Genomic DNA, 18,997 nt, shown 5'->3' on the forward strand with positions numbered 1-18,997 from the left:
TAACCTAATGCTAACCTATCAATTATTTAAAAGCATGAAATATCATTGGAAAACCTATGCTCTGGTAATCCTTGTGCTCACATTATCCCTTATTTCTAAACCTATCGTGGCTCAAGAATTACCTCATTTACAAAATAATAAGCATGCAACACAACTCATGGTGGATGGGGAACCCTATATAATTCTGGGTGGTGAGCTTCATAATTCAAGCACCTCGAATATGGAATACATGTCTCCAAAATGGAAAAAGCTAAAAGACATGAATCTTAACACCCTCCTCGCAGTTGTTTCCTGGCAACAGGTCGAACCCGAAGAAGGTGAATTTGACTTTTCCCTTGTGGATAGGATGTTGGAGAGTGCACGTGAGCATGATTTGAAATTAATCCTTTTATGGTTTGGTAGTTGGAAAAACGGACTTTCGCACTATGTCCCCGAATGGGTGAAGAAAGATCAGGAGCGTTTTCCCCGGATCAGGTTAAATAGTGGAAAACCTACCGAAACCATCACGGCCTTAAGCAAGGAAGCAAGAAATGCAGATGCCAAAGCCTACGCTGCTTTTCTGGAACACCTGGCAAAAGTTGATTCCAAAGATAAAACCGTCATTATGATTCAGTTGGAAAATGAAGTGGGCGTGCTGGGAGCTCCTAGGGATATGTCAGAGCTTGCCAATACAGCATTTTCAGCACAGGTTCCTACCGCATTAATTAATGGGCTTAAAAAATACCATGATGAACTTCAACCGGAACTGAAAGCAAGTTGGGCAAAAAGCGGAAATAAAGAAAATGGGAGCTGGAAAGCTATCTTTGGAGGAGAAAATTTTGCCCAGGAAGCATTTATGGCCTGGAATTATGCAAGCTATATGAATACCATTGCAGCAGCCGGAAAAGCTAAATATGACCTGCCGGTTTTTGTAAATGCATGGATTGTCCAGCCTGAAGACATCAAACCCGGGGATTACCCTGCTGGTGGACCACAATCACATGTGCATGACATTTGGCGTATTGCTTCGCCCAATATAGATTTATATTGCCCGGACATTTACCTACCTGATTTTTCAGGGATTACCGGAATGTACACCCACTCCTGGAACCCCTTATTTGTACCCGAATCATTTTCTGGTTACACGGGGGCATCAAATGCGTTTTTTGTGGTTGGAGCCAGAAAAGGAATCGGATATTCCCCCTTTGGTATTGATGGAAAAATTGAAGCTCCTTCCGAATCTGACCTCGCTAAAGCCTATGACATTTTGGAGCAATTAACTCCTGAAATCACCAAGGCACAGGCAGAAGATAGGATCACTGCTTTTTCCCTTGACCTTGAAAATAAGGTTCAAACCATGGAATTAGGCGGTTATACAATTGAAGCCTCACTTCCCAAAAACCTAAGAAGCGGAAAACTTAAGGCTGAAAACGGATATGGACTCATCATATGGAAGGGGGAAGATGAATTTACCATTGCCGGATCTAACGCAACGGTCTATTTTGTTCCTAAATCTCCAGGACCTAAAATGGCTGGTTTTGTATCGATTTTCGAAGGAGAATATATTAATGGAAAATGGAAAGCCGGCAGACTTTTAAATGGGGATAAAATAATGGTGAACTACGACCTGGCCAATGAGGCCATCATTAACAGGACGGGTACAGCAGTTCAACTGGCCAATGATCCTGTTATTCTTCGGGCTAAACTGTATCGTTTTGAGTAAGGGGTTGGATAATTGTTAAAGCAGATAATAGGAAAATGATAACAAAAATCATTTATAACCAAATCATTATAGTCCATTTATTGATCTTAAGCTTATTAGGCTGTCAGGAAAACCGAACCTACAACATCCGCGATTTCGGCGCCACCCCTGATTCTACCTTTGTCAACACTAAAACCATACAAAGGGTTATAGATAAATGTGCTGCCAATGGTGGAGGGACGGTTATTGTCCCTGAAGGGATTTTTAGAAGCGGGGCTTTGTTCTTTAAACAAGGGGTTAACCTGCACATTGAGAAAGGAGGTGTTTTAAAGGGGGTGGTTGATGAAAATGCTTACCCTACTGTAAATACCCGCTGGGAAGGGATTGAAAGGGAGTGGATTTCCGCTTTCATTAATGCTTTTGATATCGATGGTTTTTCAATTAGCGGAAAGGGTACCATTGATGGTTCCGGTGTTGATTGGCTAAATTATAAAAGCTGGCAAGAACTTGAATCCGGCCGCCCCAGGTTAATTGCCATCCAAAACTGTAAAAATGTGTCCATTTCTGGGATAAAGATTAAAAACCAGGCCTGTTGGGGCGTTTTTGTTTTGTATTCCCAACATGTGGTTATTAAAGACCTTGTTATACGTGCTGAACATCATATTCCGATGTCTGATGGTATCGATATTGATTCTAGCAAAGATGTCCTCATATCAAATTGCGATATTGATGTCAATGATGACTGTATCGCTATAAAATCAGGTAAAGACGAAGATGGCAGAAGGGTAAATAAGCCAGCTGAAAATATAATTGTAGAGAAATGCATATTTAATTATGGCCATGGAGGAGTTTCCATGGGAAGCGAAATGTCCGGCGGTATCCGGAATGTTGAAATTCGTGATTGTATTATGAGTACCGGTAATTGGGCCCCGATAAGGTTCAAATCCCAACCAAGTAGAGGTGGTGTTGTGGAAAACATTACTTACCGGAATTTGGAATTAAGGAACACCCGCCAGGCCTTCGAATTTAATATGGAATGGCGTATGGTACCACCCGTTAAACCTCCTTCCGATCCATTGCCTATTGTGCGTAATGTCCAAATTATTAATGTTTCCGGTACAGTTGAAAATGCAGGAATTGTGCATGGCCTAAAAGAGAGCCCCATCTATGGTGTTGTTTTTGAAAATTGTCATATAAAAGCAAAAAAGGGATTGGTTTTAGAGAACACTGAAAATATAGACCTGTCAGGGCTAACCATTGAAGTTGAAGAAGGCAAACCAATTATGCAACGAAATGTTACCGGCGAATAAATTTTTGATGGAAAAGCTTTGAAAAAAACATGAATCATAAAATACTTTGTAAAAAGTACTTCTTTCGGAAAGAAAGAGAAAAGGGTGAAATCTGTTCAGCTCAAAACAACTTGAAAGCTATTCCGAAAAATTTATGCTCTAGGTTGCTGTTTACACTTTTAATAATGCTTTCCTTTTCATCATGTAATTCCAATTCAGGTGAACCTATATCCAGGATAAGCTATCCCAGTGCGGATGAGGTGGCAAAACGCTTTAATAATCCACCTCCCGAATATTCCATTTCATTCTATTGGGGATGGAATGGCGATGTTACCGAAGAAGTAATAAAACGGGACTTGGACAATTTCAAATCAAGTAATGTTCAGGTGGTGACTCTGGAACCGGGTTATCACATGCCCAATGCCTACCTTTCTGAGGGGTGGTTTGAAGATGTTAAAACTGCAGTTCAACTGGCCAAAGAACGTGATATGAAGGTTTACCTGGTGGATGAAGGGAAGTATCCAAGTGGTTTTGCAGGAGGGAAAATTGTGGAAGAGGCTCCCGAATTATGTATGAAAATTTTAACCGTTGATACCACATTTGCATTAGGTGGAGGGGAAAAAGTGTCCTTACCCTTAACTGATAATATTGTTAGCGCTGCAGCTTTCAACCAAACCAATGGTAAAACTCAAATAGTGGAATTAAATGGCCATGAATTAAATTGGTCGGCCCCGGATGGAGATTGGCAGCTATTTCTTGTTAAACATATAATGCGGTCATCACCAACTCGGTCTGTAAACAATCCCTCAGGTGGAAAAGATCGACGCCATGCCCTAATTGACTATATGGATCCAAGAGCCACGGGCAAATTTATGGAAGTTACCCATGAGAAATACAGATACCATATGGGCGAAGAATTTGGTGAAACTATTCTCGGCTTCCGTGGGGATGAGCCCGATTATTCTATCAGTGGGGTGCCTTACACCCCTGGTATTTTTGGTGAATTCAAGAAACACAAAGGATATGACGTGAAACCTTATATCGCGACACTTTTTTCACCCAATCCAACTGAAGAACAAAAACGTGTAAAAGCTGATTATTGGGAGGTATGGTCCTCCCTATTTGCCAATAACTTTTTTAAAATCCAGGCCGACTGGTGCGAAAGTCATGATTTGGACTACCTGGTGCATCTAAACCACGAAGAAAATATGACAGGTTTGATACGTTCGGAAGGTGATTACTTCAAAAATATGAGGACCGTGCAGATGCCAGGAATCGATGCCATATGGCACCAGATTTGGCCTGGTGATGCCAATCCGGTTTTTCCAAAATATGCATCTTCTTCAGCGCACATGAATGGAAAATTAAGGTCGTTTACAGAGAGTTTCGCTGCCTACGATCCCAGACCGGGTTTTGATGAGGCAAAGTGGATACTTAACCAGCAACTGGTGCGGGGCATCAATATGGTCGAAGTGATGTTTGTACCTGCTTCAAGCAAAGGTGAATCAGGCATGAGAGGCTGGCTTGCTCGTGAGGATTTTCCAGCAGTAGCCAAGTATATCCAACGTTGTTGTTACCTGCTCTCACATGGCGTTCCGGCCGCCCAGCTTGCCGTCTTATTCCCTACGACCAGTATTTGGTTGGGTGACAATGAAACTGACAAAATAGCAGTGGAAATGATGCAGGGGTTGTTGAAAACACAAAATGATTTCGATGTTATTGACGAGTATTCGCTGGATTCACTGTTGGAAATTCAAAATGGTAGTTTTATCAACAAAAGCGGGCAGGAATACGCTGCTATTATTATCCCGCCAATCAGGGCAATGTCAGCAAAAGCATTATCCCGTTTAAAAGAATTTGAAAAAGCGGGAGGAATAGTTATTTCTATTGGGAATGAATCAGTATTGTCAATTGGGAAAACATTTTTGGATGCTCCTGAGGTTGATATAAGTTTTGAAGTAAATGAACCATCAAATAGACTAACTAACAGGGTGATAGCGGCTCTTCCTAAATCTGATTTTATTTTGGAAAAACCATGTGAGTATATCAAATACACACACCGAAAATGGAAAGGTGCCGATTTATATTTCATTTTCAATGAAGGAGAGGACAGTCAGGATCTGAATGTTACCCTATCGGGAAAAGGGAAAGTTCAGGTTTGGGATGCAATGAGCGGGAAAATCAAAGAAATACCCTATAAAGAAGTTGATGGGAAGAGCGTTATGGTCAATTTAAAAATTGATGCCTGGCAAACGGCGTTTATTGTTGTGGATAAATTGAAGAAATAACAGAATAATGAAAATTAATTTTAATTCAGATTTACAGAATCCAGTTGCTAAAGTGGTTTTAACAATTGTAAATTTTAATACCCCCTCCTTATCTAATTACTTTGATATATGAAAAACAGAATAACCCTACCCAAAACCTTATTGTTCTTCTGGATTCTGATGATGTGGTTTAATTCAGCAGTTATTGCACAGTCCTTGCCTTATCATAATGATTATGCATTTGGCCTTGATTTGTCTTTTGTGAAACAACGCGAAGACAATGGCGAAAAATATTTTGATATAGACGGGGCCGAAAAGCCGGTTCTGAAAATCTTTAATGATCATGGGTATAACTGGGCAAGGTTGATGATATGCAATGAACCTGTGAGTGATGGGCTTGTCCAAGATTTGGAGTATGTGGTAAACGGAGCCAAAGATTTACAAAAATATAACTACCATTTTGCTTTGGACATGATGTTTTCAAATGGCTGGGCAAACCCGATGAAACAACCAACTCCATCCTCATGGGTCGATATGACGCATGAGGAGCGAATTGTTGCAGTTTATGAGTTTGTTTTAAATACGCTAACTACATTGAAAAATGAGGATGTGTTGCCTGAAATGGTTCAAATTGGGAATGAAATCGGCAATGGTTTTTTATGGCCCGATGGACGGATTAATTATGCTACACCGCAGGAAAGCAAATGGAAAAATGTTGCAGATTACCTAAAAGCAGGAGTGAAAGCCATAAGGGAGGTTGAAGGAAACGGTAATAAAATTGAAATCATGGTCCATGTAGACCATGGGGGTGACATAGCATTTTCCCAAACATTCTTTGATAAAATGGAAGTATATAATGTTGATTATGATGTAATTGGATATTCTTTTTATCCCTGGTCCCATGGGACTTTACTTGATCTAAGGGATAATCTCAGAATGACAGCTTTACGGTATGGAAAAGAAATTATTGTAATCGAAACAGGTTACTATTGGAGAGAAAATACCTACCATGAAAATGCACCTTACCCATTTCCAGAAACACCAGAAGGCCAAAAACAATGGTTTCAAGCTGTTAATGAAATTGTTCTTGATACGCCAAACGGACTTGGAAGAGGCGTGTTTTGGTGGGAACCCATGGCCAGAGGAAGAGGTTTCTTTGATGATGAAACAAAGGTAGCCCAGCCTATTGTTAGGGCATTTGAAAAATATTCTTTGCCTGAAAATAGAACAGATTGGCAAAACCGAATCCAGTAAGTTTATATGTTGAAACTATACCCCCATTTCCTTGGTTTGGGAATTTTAATTACCATGTTTTGAAGGATACCTCTCTTCCATTGGAACGGGGAGGCCAAAGAAGGGTAAATATTTCCGGAATTGAACTATTCAATTGGTGATACAGGAATACCTATGATAAAACCCGTGTAAAAATACCTAATGCGGTTCAGCTTTTTCCCTGGATTATTAATGTAAAGATAAGTTCACCAAAGTTAAAAAATGCTGCTTTAAATCTGAATTTCAAATTATTCAGAGAACAATTTGATCAATAATAAATGAAGGTAATTTTTTTCCCTTTTACCGGGCTTTCTGTGATTTCATTTGCCTTTCTTACAGCTCAGAAATACAACCAGTGTACCTTCCGAAACAGGGGCAAAGAAAAAGTTGAATGGGTTTTATGTGTTTTTAAGGTAATATTTCGGGTACCTGGAAAAAGAATGGAAAGAAAGGAGCCTACTCACGGAATTTTAGGATTCCATAAGCTTAATATTCCACAAGGGTCATAATGTTGGTTGTGAATATTTATATTTTATGGAAATTCTTTGAATCCTTAAGCTTCTCATTAAAAAACTCCATAGTCCTTTTCCAAGCCAACTTTGCCGCTTCCTCATCATACCTGGGGGTGGTGTCATTATGGAAACCGTGGTTGGCATTGGGATAGATATAAGCCTGATATTCTTTGCCGTTTTCTTTGAGTGCTTCCTCATAAGCCGACCATCCGACATTGACCCGCTCGTCCAGTTCGGCATAATGGAGAAGTAGTGAGGCTTGGATCTGAGGAACCATTTCCAGTGGGGGTTGTCCTCCGTAAAACGGTACAGCAGCTTTGAGATCTGGTACTTTTGCAGCCATCATATTGGAAATCCATCCCCCAAAGCAAAATCCTACTACCCCCACCTTACCAGTACATTCTTCATGACCTTTCAGGTAGTCAAATGCAGCAATGAAATCTTCCAGCATTTCATCTCGATCACGTTTCCTTTGCATGGCCCTCCCGTCATCGTCATTGCCTGGATAGCCTCCAAGTGGAGAAAGGGCATCTGGAGAAAGGGTGATAAAACCCTCTAAAGCTGCTCTTCTTCCTACATCTGCAATATGAGGATTGAGTCCCCGGTTTTCATGGACCACCACAATACCCGGTAACTTCCCTTGGGCATCCTTGGGACGGGAAAGCTGGGCTTTGATCTCTCCGCCTCCTTTTGGGGAAGCGTAGCTAATGGTTTCCGTTTTGAGCTGATCATGATCCAAGGACACTTGAATGTTATCCGGGTAATTGGGCATTATAAAACCCATCAAACTGGGAAGGGTAATGCCTCCCACAGCAAAAAAGGATAGCTTCTCCATGAATTCCCTTCGCTCCAGTTTGTTATGTGCATAGGCATCGTAGAGGTCAAATACTTCCTGTTTGATGTCTTTTTTAGTTAGTTTTTTCATGTGGGCAACGTTTGGTTGTAAACAGGCAGTATATTAGGAAAATTGAAATTAGCCATTAAATCTCAACAATTTACATAAAAAATTGAATTGGGTGGGCAAGGAAATGAGAATTGTGTCCAAGAACAAGACTGTCGTCAACCAAGTTTGCACGAATTTTCGCAAATTTTTTGATAAAGAATGAAGGCCTTAATAATAACTTACTAACCAATAACTCAATTTTTAAAAGATTTGCTCATGTCCATCGTAATGGTGTGTCTGGCTGCTAGGGGATCGATATACTCCTTTAAATCCTTAATGGAAATGACTTTATAATCATTGGCAGATAGATAATCCAGGTATTCTTCAAACAAAGCTGGGGGTGTATTGACCCAGGGATGTTCGATATCGGGAACGCCATGAATGGTCAGGACCACTATTTTGCCATTTTTGGCTTTTTTCAGGGCTTCCATGATTTCATCCTTATTGTCCTCCTCCATTGCCCAACTGGGAATGAGGTAGGGGTGGTCTTTGAGAGGGGCATAGGCCCGTTTTCCACCTGCCCGGGCAAAATCGTATCCTTTTTCATCTAACACTTCAAAGCAGGATTCGCTTATATCATAGGCCGGGTAAGCAAAGCTGGAGGGTTTGGGAATTCCAAGGGAATCGCATTTGGCTTCAATATAGCCCAGCTGTGCTTGGATTTCCTCTTTATCCAAAGCGTTCACGTGGGCATGAGTGCGGGTGTGATTTGCCACATCGAAGCCCATTTTGTCCAAAGCTTGGATTTGTCTCCAATTCATGTATTTGCTGCTATCCGAGAAATTGGGAGGGAATTCACAAACATAAAAAGTGCCATTAAAGCCATGCTCCTGTAACAATGGAGCTACAACCGAATAATGGCTGGCCGGGGCATCGTCAAATGTAAGTACTACCAGTTTGTCCGGAACGGGCTTTTTTAGGATTTGCGAAATTACGGAAAAGGGAAGGCAGAAAAGGAGAAGGAAAAATATCTTTTTCATGGGTATTTCGGGTTTGGGTGGTTGTTGGTTCAAGTTAATTTGATTGTTTCTTTCATCTTAGATATCAAATGGTCTTTGGTTGGCTTTTTAATTCCTTTAATCCGAATATTTACATAAACAAACTTAATTGCAAATTCCGGCCAGCCTTAAGGGTGGTTGGTGAGTATACCAACCACCGGATTTTTGATTCCCCATTCTTTTCAAATGAGTCAGAGACTCAAAGCTGGAAAAGTGCCAAGTCCCCGACTTGGCACAACTCTGCAAGACTTAGGTCATTGCCATTTCTTTTCCACTTTTGGCTTTAGGCTTTCGGCCTTGGACATTAACCTAAATCTTAAGTCTATTGTCTTGCATCTAACTACTTGCTACTTAACATTCGACTTGATCCAGTCCAAAATCACCCTTCTGGTCTTTTCTGATACCCAGTGTTCATTAATGGGCGTGATATAGGAGTCCTTTTCCGTGTTCAGGGAATTGTAAACGACATAACTGGTGGTGGGAGGGCAGGTATTGTCGTTATATCCCCAAGTCATGAAAACCGGCACATCTATCAGCTTGGCAAAGTTGACCACGTCAAAATATTGCAGGGTGTTGACCTTTTCTGGTGTTAACATATCGTTGAACCTGTTCAAGTGAGGGTAACCTCCAGCTCTGTTACCTAAGTATCCAGCCATATCACTTAGGGCAGGGTGGTTGGCAGAACAGGCAGTGACTCTTTCGTCCAGCCCAGTGGTGATCAAAGCCAAAGCACCTCCCTGGCTTCCGCCCTGGGCGATCAGGTTTTTGCCATCCCATTCCGGTAGTGTGGTCAGGAAATCCAAAGCGCGTACGCAGGACATATACACCTTTTTCATATAATAATTGTCCCGGTTGTCCAGGCCATTGACCAAGTAGCTGTTTTCTCCATTGCCGAAAGACCTGCTGATTTCTTTATATGTTTCCCTGTCAAGGGTGGGACGGATGCCATGGATTTCCATATCAAAACGGATGACACCGCTTTCAGCATAAAATACATGTTTCATGGGATCCATGGGCTTGATTCCGGCCCCTGGAGGGGCGAAAACTACCGGAAACTTTCCCTCTTTTTTAGGAATAGTTAGATAGCCGTAAACCTGTTGGCCCTCTTCATAAGCTTGAATTTTGACTAAATAACAATCCACTTTATTACTGGAATATTCCGGAACAAATTCTTTTTCAACTACCATGGGGCATTCCGCAGCTTTTGCTTTGGCATCTTCCCAAAAGCTGACAAAATCATCAGGAAACTGGGTGTAGGGTTCCAGTTTATCCGGTTCAAACCCCACTTTGACATGATGTTTGTAAGTTTGGCCATTGAGTTCAGCCTTAAACCAACAATCCCTAAATCCAGGTTCATTGGCGGTGCCCAGGGATACTTCTGCTTTTCCGTTTTTTAATTTGACCGTTCCTTCCGTATCGGCCAGTAACATTTCCGGTCCAACTGCATAACTTATTTCCAAATCATCCACCGGAATACCAAATTCATAAAGTGAAATAGCCACTTTGGCTTCATCTCCAAGTTCGTAAAGCCAGTCTTGATGATCGGGTTCGGTAACCCATAAAACATTACTGCGATGAGGATAATTTTGGGCATGGGTTGTGAAAATGGCCAAAAAGCCAATAGCCATTAATACGATTTTTTTCATGAGGTATTTTCAGTTAATATGTTAATAAGAATAAAAACAAACTTTAAGATAGATCAGAGTTAATTGAAGAGGGCCTAACGATGGATTAAATATAAATAAATGATAATTGACCACAATTAGGTTTCTGGGAAAATACTCAAAGGGTGCAGTGATCATAGTAACTTTTACCCTACTTTTTAAAGGGAAAATTGATGAATTACATTAAGATAATATTTGCTGAAAATTATGTATATATTACTAAATATTAATTTAGGATTTGTTTAAATATGAGGTGTAATTTATTGAATTTACAGTAAATGTATAGGGTTGTTTGTATAAAATATAAACATGAATGGAAGATCTTGTTTGCCTTTCCTTATCCGTCAAAGTACAGTACAGTATAGATTTGTAGTAAATGTTTTTTATATTACATTTATGTACCATTTTTAATTGTATTATTTATTGATATATCGAAATTAATATCGGGATATTAGTTTTGATAATGGGTATATAAAATAATATAAGTCAAGCCATGATAAGGTTGATTTTTTTGTTTTAAGTAGCTGAAAAGAGGTTTTAGTGGTTTGTGTTGGTTGTATTCCTTTTTTTGTGGGGGTATATATTGTCTAAGAAATTTAAAATTCCATTAATAATATTTTTATTAACCTGATTTTTTTTGGATGACAAATGATTTTGTTGATTTAAAATTTATACAATTGTTTTTTTATTAGTGATTAATAATGTTTTGTTTAGAGGGTTTTACGAAAACGATTCCGTTAATTAAATTATTGAATTCCATATAAAATTCATCAGTTTCTCTTAATATTGTTTTTAACAAGTTGTTGTTAAGTAGTATTAAATAATATTGTTTGGGTTAATTTTAGAAACTTCATTTTCTTTTTTGTCGGAAGTTATGAATAGATTGATGATAGAATAATAAAATAGGATATATGATGTATAAAATTTCAAAATTAATTTTGGCTGTACTGATGATTTTGGTAGGCTTTTACCAACCTTCGAAAGCACAAAGGTCTGAATATAATTTTAACCCCGACTGGAAAGTAAGGGTTGGGGATCCCAAAGGGGCCGAGGCGATGGATTTTGAGGATAAGGGTTGGAAAGAAGTGACCCTTCCTTATGCCTGGAATGAGGATCAGGCCTTTAAAGTGGAGATTTATGATTTAAATACCGGGATAGCCTGGTACCGGAAAGACTTTGTATTGCCTGAACGTTCAGAAAACAAAAAAGTATTTTTGGAATTTGAGGGCATCCGTCAAGGTGGGGAGTTTTACCTAAATGGCCGGCATATTGGCAGGCATGAAAATGGGGCCATTGCTGTGGGCTTTGATATTTCTGACCTGATTAAACCCTACCCGCAGACCAATGTGGTGGCCGTAAGGGTAGATAATGATTGGGATTACAGAAAAGTGTCCACCAATTCAAAATTCCAATGGAGCGACCGGAATTTTAATGTTAATTATGGGGGAATTCCAAAGAATGTTTCTCTTCACATCACAGATAAGCTTTACCAGACCCTTCCGCTTTATTCCAATTTGGGCACGAAAGGGGTTTATGTGTATGCACAGGATATCGATATTGAAGATAAATCTGCATTGATCAATGCGGAAGCTCAGGTAAGAAATGAATATGCAGATTCCAAAACCTTTCAATACAAAGTAGCCATAGAAGATATGGAAGGGAAGGTGATCAAGGAATTTGAAGGATATAAAACCACCCTGTCACCAGGTCAAACGGCCATTGTCAAAGCAAGTAGTCAGTTAAAGGACCTTAACTTCTGGAGTTGGGGCTATGGTTACCTGTACGATGTGTACACCACCTTGCTTGTAAATGGCGAGCCGGTGGATGAGGTGAAAACCAGGACGGGTTTCCGCAAGACAGCATTTAAGGATGGTATGATCTATCTGAACGATAGGGTGATCCAAGTGAAAGGCTACGCCCAGCGGACCAGTAATGAATGGCCGGGCGTTGGTATGTCAGTACCTGCATGGATAAGTGATTTCAGCAATAAAATGATGGTGGATGGCAATGCCAACCTGGTGAGATGGATGCACATCACCCCCTGGAAGCAGGATGTTGAATCCTGTGACAGAGTAGGGCTAATCCAGGCCATGCCAGCCGGTGATGCAGAAGGAGATGTGCAGGGAGAAAGGTGGGAGCACAGGAAGCATCTGATGAGAGATGCCATCATCTATAACCGGAACAATCCAAGTATCCTTTTTTATGAATGCGGAAATGATAATATCAGTGAGCCGCATATGAGTGAGATGAAGGCCATCTGTGATACATATGATCCTAATGGAGGCCGTGCCATTGGTTCCAGGGAAATGCTGGAGAGTGAGGTCGCTGAATATGGTGGTGAGATGCTGTATATCAACAAAAGCGCAGATCAACCCATGTGGGCTACCGAATACTCCAGAGATGAAGGCTTGCGGAAATATTGGGATGAATATACCCCTCCTTATCACAAAGAAGGAGAGGGACCCCTCTATAAAGGCAATGATGCCAGTGCCTATAATCATAACCAGGATGCCCATGCCATTGAGGATGTGATACGTTGGTACGATTACTACAGAGAAAGACCTGGAACCGGTAAAAGGGTAAGTTCAGGAGGTGTAAATATCATCTTCTCAGATACCCAGACGCATTTTAGAGGGGCAGAAAATTATAGAAGAAGTGGTGAAACGGACCCTATGAGAACTCCTAAGGATGGCTACTTTGCCCATCAGGTGATGTGGGATGGATGGGTAGATTCCGAAAACCCAGGTACCCATTTAATTGGCCACTGGAATTATGAAAAAGGTGTTCAAAAAGATATTTATGTGGTTTCCAATGGCCAGGAAGTAGAATTGTTTATTAATGGGAAATCACAAGGGAAAGGAAAACAGGATTATCGCTTCCTATTTATTTTTAAAGATATCCGATGGGAGCCTGGAACCATTAAGGCAGTAAGCTACGATGAAGATGGTCAAAAAGTAAGTGAGGATCAAATTCAAACAGCAGGAGAGCCATATGGATTGAAATTGACAAAGTGGATACATCCTGAAGGAATGAAGGCCGATGGTCATGATTTGGCTTTGGTACAGATAGAGGTAGTAGATGAAGAAGGAAACCGATGTCCCACTGCCCTCAATATGATTGACTTTTCTTTGAAAGGTCCAGCAGAATGGCGTGGGGGTATTGCCCAGGGACCAGAAGATAATTATGTCTTGTCTAAAAGCCTGCCTGTTGAAGGAGGTGTAAACCGGGTTTTTGTAAGGTCAACCGAGGAAGCCGGAGAAATCAAGCTAAAAGCAAAAGCCAAAGGTCTGAAAAACACTTCCATTGAATGGGAAACCAAGTCATTTGAAGTAAAAAATGGCTTAGCTAAAAAGCTTCCGGGGGAAGGTCTGCCCTCCAACCTTGAAAGAGGTCCCACTCCAGAAGGACCATCTTATAAGGTTTCAAGAATTGCTGTAGCGGTGGAAAATGCCAAAGCGGGTGCCAATCAAGATGATGTAAGCCAATCCTATGATGATAATGAAGAAACAAGTTGGTCAAATGAAGATCTTCTGTCAAATGGATGGATTCATTATGAACTGGAAAGAGAGGCTGAAATCAGTGAAATCGCCATGAAGTTAAATGGCTGGAGAACCAGAAGTTATCCCATTGAAATCAGCATAGATGGAAAGGTGGTCTTCAGTGAAAGGACTAAAAGGAACCTTGGTTACTATACTATAGAATTTCCACCAACCAAAGGAAAAAATGTCTTGGTTAAATTGATCGGTGCCAATATCGATGAGGATGCTTTTGGGATAATAGAAATTACAGGAAAAAAAGAACCCGCTGGGGATGAGAAAGGGGCAGAAGGATCTCTCAATATTGTGGAAATAGAATTTTATGAAGATGCTGAGTAAATAAAGCAGGTCCAGTATTAAGTGATTTGTTTGGATTAACATTAAAAAAACTAATAACCCTTTTTGCCATGATAACCAATAATATTGCCCTGCCAGGTATTGGCAGGGCAAAAAAAAGAAACAACAATTTCCAATTTAAGATATATAACCTTATGGGAGTGATGATGAAAGTAGGAGATGAGAATTTCCATTTAAGGCTTGGGGAATATTTTATGTTAATAGAAGAGACGCAGGAATATTGGGGAAAAAGAATAGTTGTTTGATATACCGCTAGAGACGCAAAGAATTCACTAGGTATGCAAAGGGAAGATTTTTTAGCAAATAAGTGGAGACCTGAATTCGAATTCACCTAAAGTGCAATGAGTTTTGTTCCAATCGAAAATGATTTCTGGCTTTCATTGGGAAACCCCTTCCGCACTTGGGGATAAAAAAATCCGTGAAAGTATTTACTCCCACGGATTAAATAAATGAATGATTTTTTGGATCTATTCTTTACCTACCAATTTATACATCTCAGTTCCTGCCAAAAGGAAGCATCCCAAGCCATAATCCTCAAAGTCAGGCTTACTGGTATAAGTTACAGGTTGACCATCCTTGGGCTCTTTTCCGGTGCCTTGTAGGTAACCTAAGAAACCATTGTCATGAATAGCTTCGGTGGAAATAGCATTCCAAGCCTTGGTGATAGCTGGCATATACACTTCTTTTTCCAGTAGACCATTGTTTACTCCCCAGGCCATTCCATACAAGAATAAGGCGGTTCCGGAAGTTTCTTTACCTTCAAAGTGTGTTGGATCATGTAAACTTACATTCCAAAATCCATCCGTTCTTTGAACAGTCAAAACTGATTTCAACATTCTCTGAAGCATTTGTACATATTCAAAGCGGTGTGGATCATCTTGGGGCAAAAATTCTAGGGTTCGTACCATGGCGGCCACAACCCATCCGTTACCTCTGGACCAGTTACAGTCGTTGCCATTGGGCTCCTCGTAGGGAGGTAAAAAGTCCTTGTCTCTCCACCAAAGGTCATCTTCCTCATTGAAAAGGCCTTGGGTCACTTTGGTATCCATGTACATTTCATACATTCTTTCTGAATACTTTGCATCCCCGGTTAAGCTGGTTAGTTGAGCAAATACGGGCATAGCCATTTGCAATGCATCAATCCAGTCCCAATCATTAATCTTGTAAGTTTCCAGCATGGCGTCAATGGAAGCCTGGATATGTTCTATTCGTTCTGGTTTCGGATCAATTTGGTAAAGCTGAATATAGGTCTGCCCGGCACAATGGTTATCTGCATGGCGGGTTTGGGTGCCATTTCTTAAATCCCAATTATGGGATTCTCCCCATTTCACTGCATAATCATAATAAGCTTTGTCCTTTTTGAGCCCATATAATGCCATCAACCCTTCATAATAGACCGCACGGGTCCAAAGGTTACTGGAACGCTCTCTATTGGTGATGACATTTACCCCTGGGTCAGGCCATTTCTCCATTAAGTGCTTATTGGTTAGTACCATTTGATCCATGATTTCTTCTTGGGAAGGCAGTTCTTGGGCAATTGAAATGCTTGCAGACAAAATTAGCATGGCAAGCAACACTATTGGTTTTTTTAAATTCATGGTTAGATGTTTATGCTATGGTTTATTGATTTCTAAAATATTACGGTTAGAGAGCAGTATCTTTTCAGCTTGGTTCCTTCTTAATCTTCCACCTTCTCTCCGTTAACGACTACACCCTTTAACTGTAAATTGTCGATATAGTCCAAATGGATGTCCTGATCCGGTGAAGTAGTAAGGTTTACGTTTTCCAGGGTGACATCAGATACATTGTATTGTTCAGATGATTGGGTGTTGAAAACCCGGTCACATTCCAGGTCAATATTGCGGAAAGTAATATTGTTGGTTGCGGAATGTTTCATGCCCTTTTCTCCTTTCAGATCAAAAAACTGGGTCCAGGGTTTGATATATAACATGTTGGCCACATTTCCACTGATATCATTAAGCTGGATATATTCATAATGTTGCGGGGTGTCTGGACGCATTTTTAGCCAAAGAAGACGTGTAGCATGGGAAACCTTTGTTCTCCGTAGTATGATATTCCTGTTATGAATCGATTCGCTTCCACAAGTCAATGCACTGTGACAGTATCCAAACTCACAATCTTCTACAATAATATTATAATTTCCCCCATTGTTTGGGTCTTTGTCTGCATTGGGGCCCTTACCACCTTTTAAAGCAATGGCATCATCATTGACAGACATGTAACAATTCTTGACCAATACATTCTTGCAGACATCCAGATCAATGGCATCAGAACTTGGGGCCTTTTCATCTTCCGGTTTGTGGGGAGCGTATATGTAAAGATCCAATATTTTTACATTTTCGCATTTGTAATAATGGGAAGTCCAAAAGGGAGAATTGATCAGGTTGATGCCAGATACCTGAACATTTTTACTATTGGAAATAATCATAAGCCTTGGGCGCATCTCATCCAAGTTGGTACAATCAGGGTTCCATTTTCTTCGCAGCCAAAATGATCGCCAGTAGCGGCGCCCATTTCCATTGAGTGTGCCCTTTCCTGAAATGGTAAATCCATCCAAGCCATCTGCATTTACCAGCCCGGCAAAGTACTTCCGGTTTTGCCCTTCTATGCGGGTGTCGATCAATTTGAAATGGCTGATATCATCGCTGCCCTTGAGAACAGCTCCCTCTTCCAAATGGAGGTGTGTGCCCTGTTTGAAAAATATGGAACCGCTCAGGAAGGTGCCTTCAGGAATGATGATAACCCCACCGCCCTCATTATGGGCTTTGTCAATTACCTCCTGAATTTTCTCTGTCTGCAAAATGGTGCTGTCATTTTCAACACCAAAATCTGTGATCCGGTAATGTTTTCCCAGTTGATTGATATCCGTAGGGTCTGTTTCTCTGAACCATTCCGGAACGGGTGTCCCATCTGGAAATACGTCTGTTTGAGCAAATCCTGAACCGAAACTTAGGACGAGTATAAGGAATAAAATAAGGTAGTTTTTCATGAATTAATTTTGATTATTATTGGCTTTATTTTCAAGTGATTTCTATTTGGAATAAAGTACGTAAAAGCTGAAACAGGGCTTAATTTTTTTATTATTTATTGGGTGAACTATTTATCCATCTTTTTTCGATAGTTACAATTAACCAATAATTTTCGACCCAAAAACTAAACCATCAGCAATCAAAATACCTACTTCAAATCAAATTGAACGGTTTATTGAAACTTTTATAGGCAGAAAATTAAGCAATGCAATCAACATATCAATCCTGTATCGTTATGGAATCTATAGAAATATATCTCCGCTACTGCCAGACTTTCTTCCTGATTTTTCTGTCCAGTACCAATGTTTACCCCTAACTGTTACAATTAGGTTATTGGTGCCTTTTTTAATTCAGGAATGAGAAATGTCAGAGATGTTTCGGGGTATTGGCATTACATATCGATAATAGCGGAAACAATAACCTTTCCCATATTGTCCTTCAATTTTACCCGTGCAGAACCACCATTAGGAGGGGCAGTACTCCTTATTCCAATGCGGGTTCCCGTAAAAGTGAAAGAAAAAGAAGCTCCTTTTTCATCGGTTCGGCTATCTGTAAATTCCTCCTCAATGACATGGTGCTCCCAATCTCCTAAATAAGAAATGACTTTATCCTTGTTCTCAATGACCTTCCCTTCAATGCAGGTTGTCGTCCATTTCCGGTTTCGGGGTCGATATCCCAGCTTTCTTTGTATCTGGGAAGGGAAATGGATGTCCCGTTTATTTCAAGGGGTTACCAAAAATAAGTGGCGGCAGAATATTGTTTTGGGTGCGACCAACGATCTCCCATGTACATAAAAGTGGTGCCTTTAGAACCTGCGATTGGAAGGGCAAAAGTTGACTGGGAATTCCAGGTTAAAGTCCGTTCAGGGGCAAAATGTTCATGGGAAGTCCAAGACCCTTTAAGTGATTTTGCAGTAAAATAATAATTGTCATTACGATCCCAGCCAGTGAGGCCTGAATCCATCCAGTAATATAAACCGTCTTTTTTAAAAATCATCGGGGATTCCCAATGGGAGGTGATATCCTTGATTACCAGGTTTTCTATACTTTTATAATCAGCACTTAACTGATATAAATCTCCCCCATGCATGATTAAATAACTTTTACCATCAGTATCCTGGAAAACACCCATGTCCCATCTGTTGATCTCTTTTTCATCAAAAAGGAGCGGGCCCTGAAAAGTGTATTCTCCATCAAATTTATCACTGGTGGAATAACTAAAAAAGGATCCCTGCAACCCATCTCATCGGTATGCATAAACCTCACCTACTCTCCGGTCCTTGGACTTTTCAACACCTTTACCCTTTCACTAACCCGTTTTGGACCCCAATTTTCCGGATTTCTGAACCGGCAAGGCCACATTTTAAAATTCTTTTCAACCAGGTTTTTGGAAGAGTAACAGCTAAATCACCTAAAAGGATTGGTGGTA

At 40.4% G+C, this 18,997-nt stretch carries 12 protein-coding genes; 6 read left to right on the forward strand and 6 right to left on the reverse strand.

Going from position 1 to position 18,997, the window contains the following annotated elements:
- Positions 1-34 precede the first annotated feature (34 nt).
- The 4 genes from QWY93_RS09170 (at position 35) to QWY93_RS09185 (ending at position 6,491) form a co-directional block, all read left to right on the forward strand.
- Positions 35-1,702, forward strand: coding sequence for a GH35 family beta-galactosidase (locus QWY93_RS09170; RefSeq protein ID WP_290247916.1), 1,668 nt, complete (start codon positions 35-37; stop codon positions 1,700-1,702).
- A 35-nt stretch (positions 1,703-1,737) separates the two neighbouring features.
- Positions 1,738-2,991: a glycoside hydrolase family 28 protein gene (locus QWY93_RS09175; protein ID WP_290247919.1), complete on the forward strand. Its 1,254-nt coding sequence runs from the start codon at positions 1,738-1,740 to the stop codon at positions 2,989-2,991.
- 29 nt (positions 2,992-3,020) lie between these two features.
- On the forward strand, positions 3,021-5,258 hold the full coding sequence (locus tag QWY93_RS09180; protein WP_290247920.1) for a glycosyl hydrolase: 2,238 nt from the start codon (positions 3,021-3,023) through the stop codon (positions 5,256-5,258).
- Between the two features lie 108 nt (positions 5,259-5,366).
- A complete protein-coding gene (locus tag QWY93_RS09185; RefSeq protein WP_290247921.1) occupies positions 5,367-6,491 on the forward strand; it encodes a glycosyl hydrolase 53 family protein in 1,125 nt (374 codons plus the stop codon).
- A 543-nt stretch (positions 6,492-7,034) separates the two neighbouring features.
- Here the strand turns inward: QWY93_RS09185 and QWY93_RS09190 are convergent.
- From QWY93_RS09190 to QWY93_RS09200, 3 genes are all read right to left on the reverse strand, one after another.
- Complete coding sequence (locus tag QWY93_RS09190) at positions 7,035-7,946, reverse strand: dienelactone hydrolase family protein (protein WP_290247922.1); 912 nt, start codon at positions 7,944-7,946, stop codon at positions 7,035-7,037.
- Between the two features lie 212 nt (positions 7,947-8,158).
- Positions 8,159-8,944 carry a polysaccharide deacetylase family protein gene (locus QWY93_RS09195; RefSeq protein WP_290247923.1) on the reverse strand — a complete coding sequence of 262 codons (786 nt, stop codon included), beginning with the start codon at positions 8,942-8,944 and terminating at the stop codon, positions 8,159-8,161.
- A gap of 365 nt (positions 8,945-9,309) precedes the next feature.
- Positions 9,310-10,608 carry an acetylxylan esterase gene (locus QWY93_RS09200; protein ID WP_290247924.1) on the reverse strand — a complete coding sequence of 433 codons (1,299 nt, stop codon included), beginning with the start codon at positions 10,606-10,608 and terminating at the stop codon, positions 9,310-9,312.
- A gap of 929 nt (positions 10,609-11,537) precedes the next feature.
- Between QWY93_RS09200 and QWY93_RS09205 the strand changes: the two genes are divergently transcribed.
- Both QWY93_RS09205 and QWY93_RS09210 read left to right on the forward strand, forming a co-directional pair.
- Positions 11,538-14,501 carry a glycoside hydrolase family 2 protein gene (locus QWY93_RS09205; RefSeq protein WP_290247925.1) on the forward strand — a complete coding sequence of 988 codons (2,964 nt, stop codon included), beginning with the start codon at positions 11,538-11,540 and terminating at the stop codon, positions 14,499-14,501.
- 68 nt (positions 14,502-14,569) lie between these two features.
- The gene (locus QWY93_RS09210) at positions 14,570-14,764 is read left to right on the forward strand and encodes a hypothetical protein (RefSeq protein ID WP_290247926.1); all 195 of its coding nucleotides are present in this window, start codon (positions 14,570-14,572) and stop codon (positions 14,762-14,764) included.
- 222 nt (positions 14,765-14,986) lie between these two features.
- Here QWY93_RS09210 and QWY93_RS09215 read toward each other — a convergent pair whose 3' ends face one another.
- The 3 genes from QWY93_RS09215 to QWY93_RS09225 all read right to left on the reverse strand — a co-directional run bounded on the left by QWY93_RS09215 (position 14,987) and on the right by QWY93_RS09225 (position 18,805).
- Positions 14,987-16,117, reverse strand: a complete 1,131-nt coding sequence (locus QWY93_RS09215; RefSeq protein ID WP_290247927.1) for a glycoside hydrolase family 88/105 protein — start codon at positions 16,115-16,117, stop codon at positions 14,987-14,989.
- Positions 16,118-16,197: 80 nt separating this feature from the next.
- On the reverse strand, positions 16,198-17,529 hold the full coding sequence (locus tag QWY93_RS09220; RefSeq protein WP_290247928.1) for a rhamnogalacturonidase: 1,332 nt from the start codon (positions 17,527-17,529) through the stop codon (positions 16,198-16,200).
- A 769-nt stretch (positions 17,530-18,298) separates the two neighbouring features.
- The gene (locus QWY93_RS09225) at positions 18,299-18,805 is read right to left on the reverse strand and encodes a family 43 glycosylhydrolase (protein WP_290247929.1); all 507 of its coding nucleotides are present in this window, start codon (positions 18,803-18,805) and stop codon (positions 18,299-18,301) included.
- Between the last annotated feature and the right edge of the window lie 192 nt (positions 18,806-18,997).

It is taken from the genome of Echinicola jeungdonensis (genome assembly GCF_030409905.1).
GTDB lineage: Bacteria > Bacteroidota > Bacteroidia > Cytophagales > Cyclobacteriaceae > Echinicola > Echinicola jeungdonensis.

Excerpts from the sequence above, each read along its gene's own strand:
- QWY93_RS09170 (WP_290247916.1), top strand. The coding sequence starts at position 35 with ATGAAATATCATTGGAAAACCTATGCTCTGGTAATCCTTGTGCTCACA.
- QWY93_RS09205 (WP_290247925.1), top strand. The coding sequence starts at position 11,538 with ATGATGTATAAAATTTCAAAATTAATTTTGGCTGTACTGATGATTTTG.
- QWY93_RS09190 (WP_290247922.1), bottom strand. The coding sequence starts at position 7,946 with ATGAAAAAACTAACTAAAAAAGACATCAAACAGGAAGTATTTGACCTC.
- QWY93_RS09220 (WP_290247928.1), bottom strand. The coding sequence starts at position 17,529 with ATGAAAAACTACCTTATTTTATTCCTTATACTCGTCCTAAGTTTCGGT.
- QWY93_RS09215 (WP_290247927.1), bottom strand. The coding sequence starts at position 16,117 with ATGAATTTAAAAAAACCAATAGTGTTGCTTGCCATGCTAATTTTGTCT.
- QWY93_RS09185 (WP_290247921.1), top strand. The coding sequence starts at position 5,367 with ATGAAAAACAGAATAACCCTACCCAAAACCTTATTGTTCTTCTGGATT.
- QWY93_RS09175 (WP_290247919.1), top strand. The coding sequence starts at position 1,738 with ATGATAACAAAAATCATTTATAACCAAATCATTATAGTCCATTTATTG.
- QWY93_RS09200 (WP_290247924.1), bottom strand. The coding sequence starts at position 10,608 with ATGAAAAAAATCGTATTAATGGCTATTGGCTTTTTGGCCATTTTCACA.
- QWY93_RS09180 (WP_290247920.1), top strand. The coding sequence starts at position 3,021 with ATGAATCATAAAATACTTTGTAAAAAGTACTTCTTTCGGAAAGAAAGA.
- QWY93_RS09195 (WP_290247923.1), bottom strand. The coding sequence starts at position 8,944 with ATGAAAAAGATATTTTTCCTTCTCCTTTTCTGCCTTCCCTTTTCCGTA.
- QWY93_RS09210 (WP_290247926.1), top strand. The coding sequence starts at position 14,570 with ATGATAACCAATAATATTGCCCTGCCAGGTATTGGCAGGGCAAAAAAA.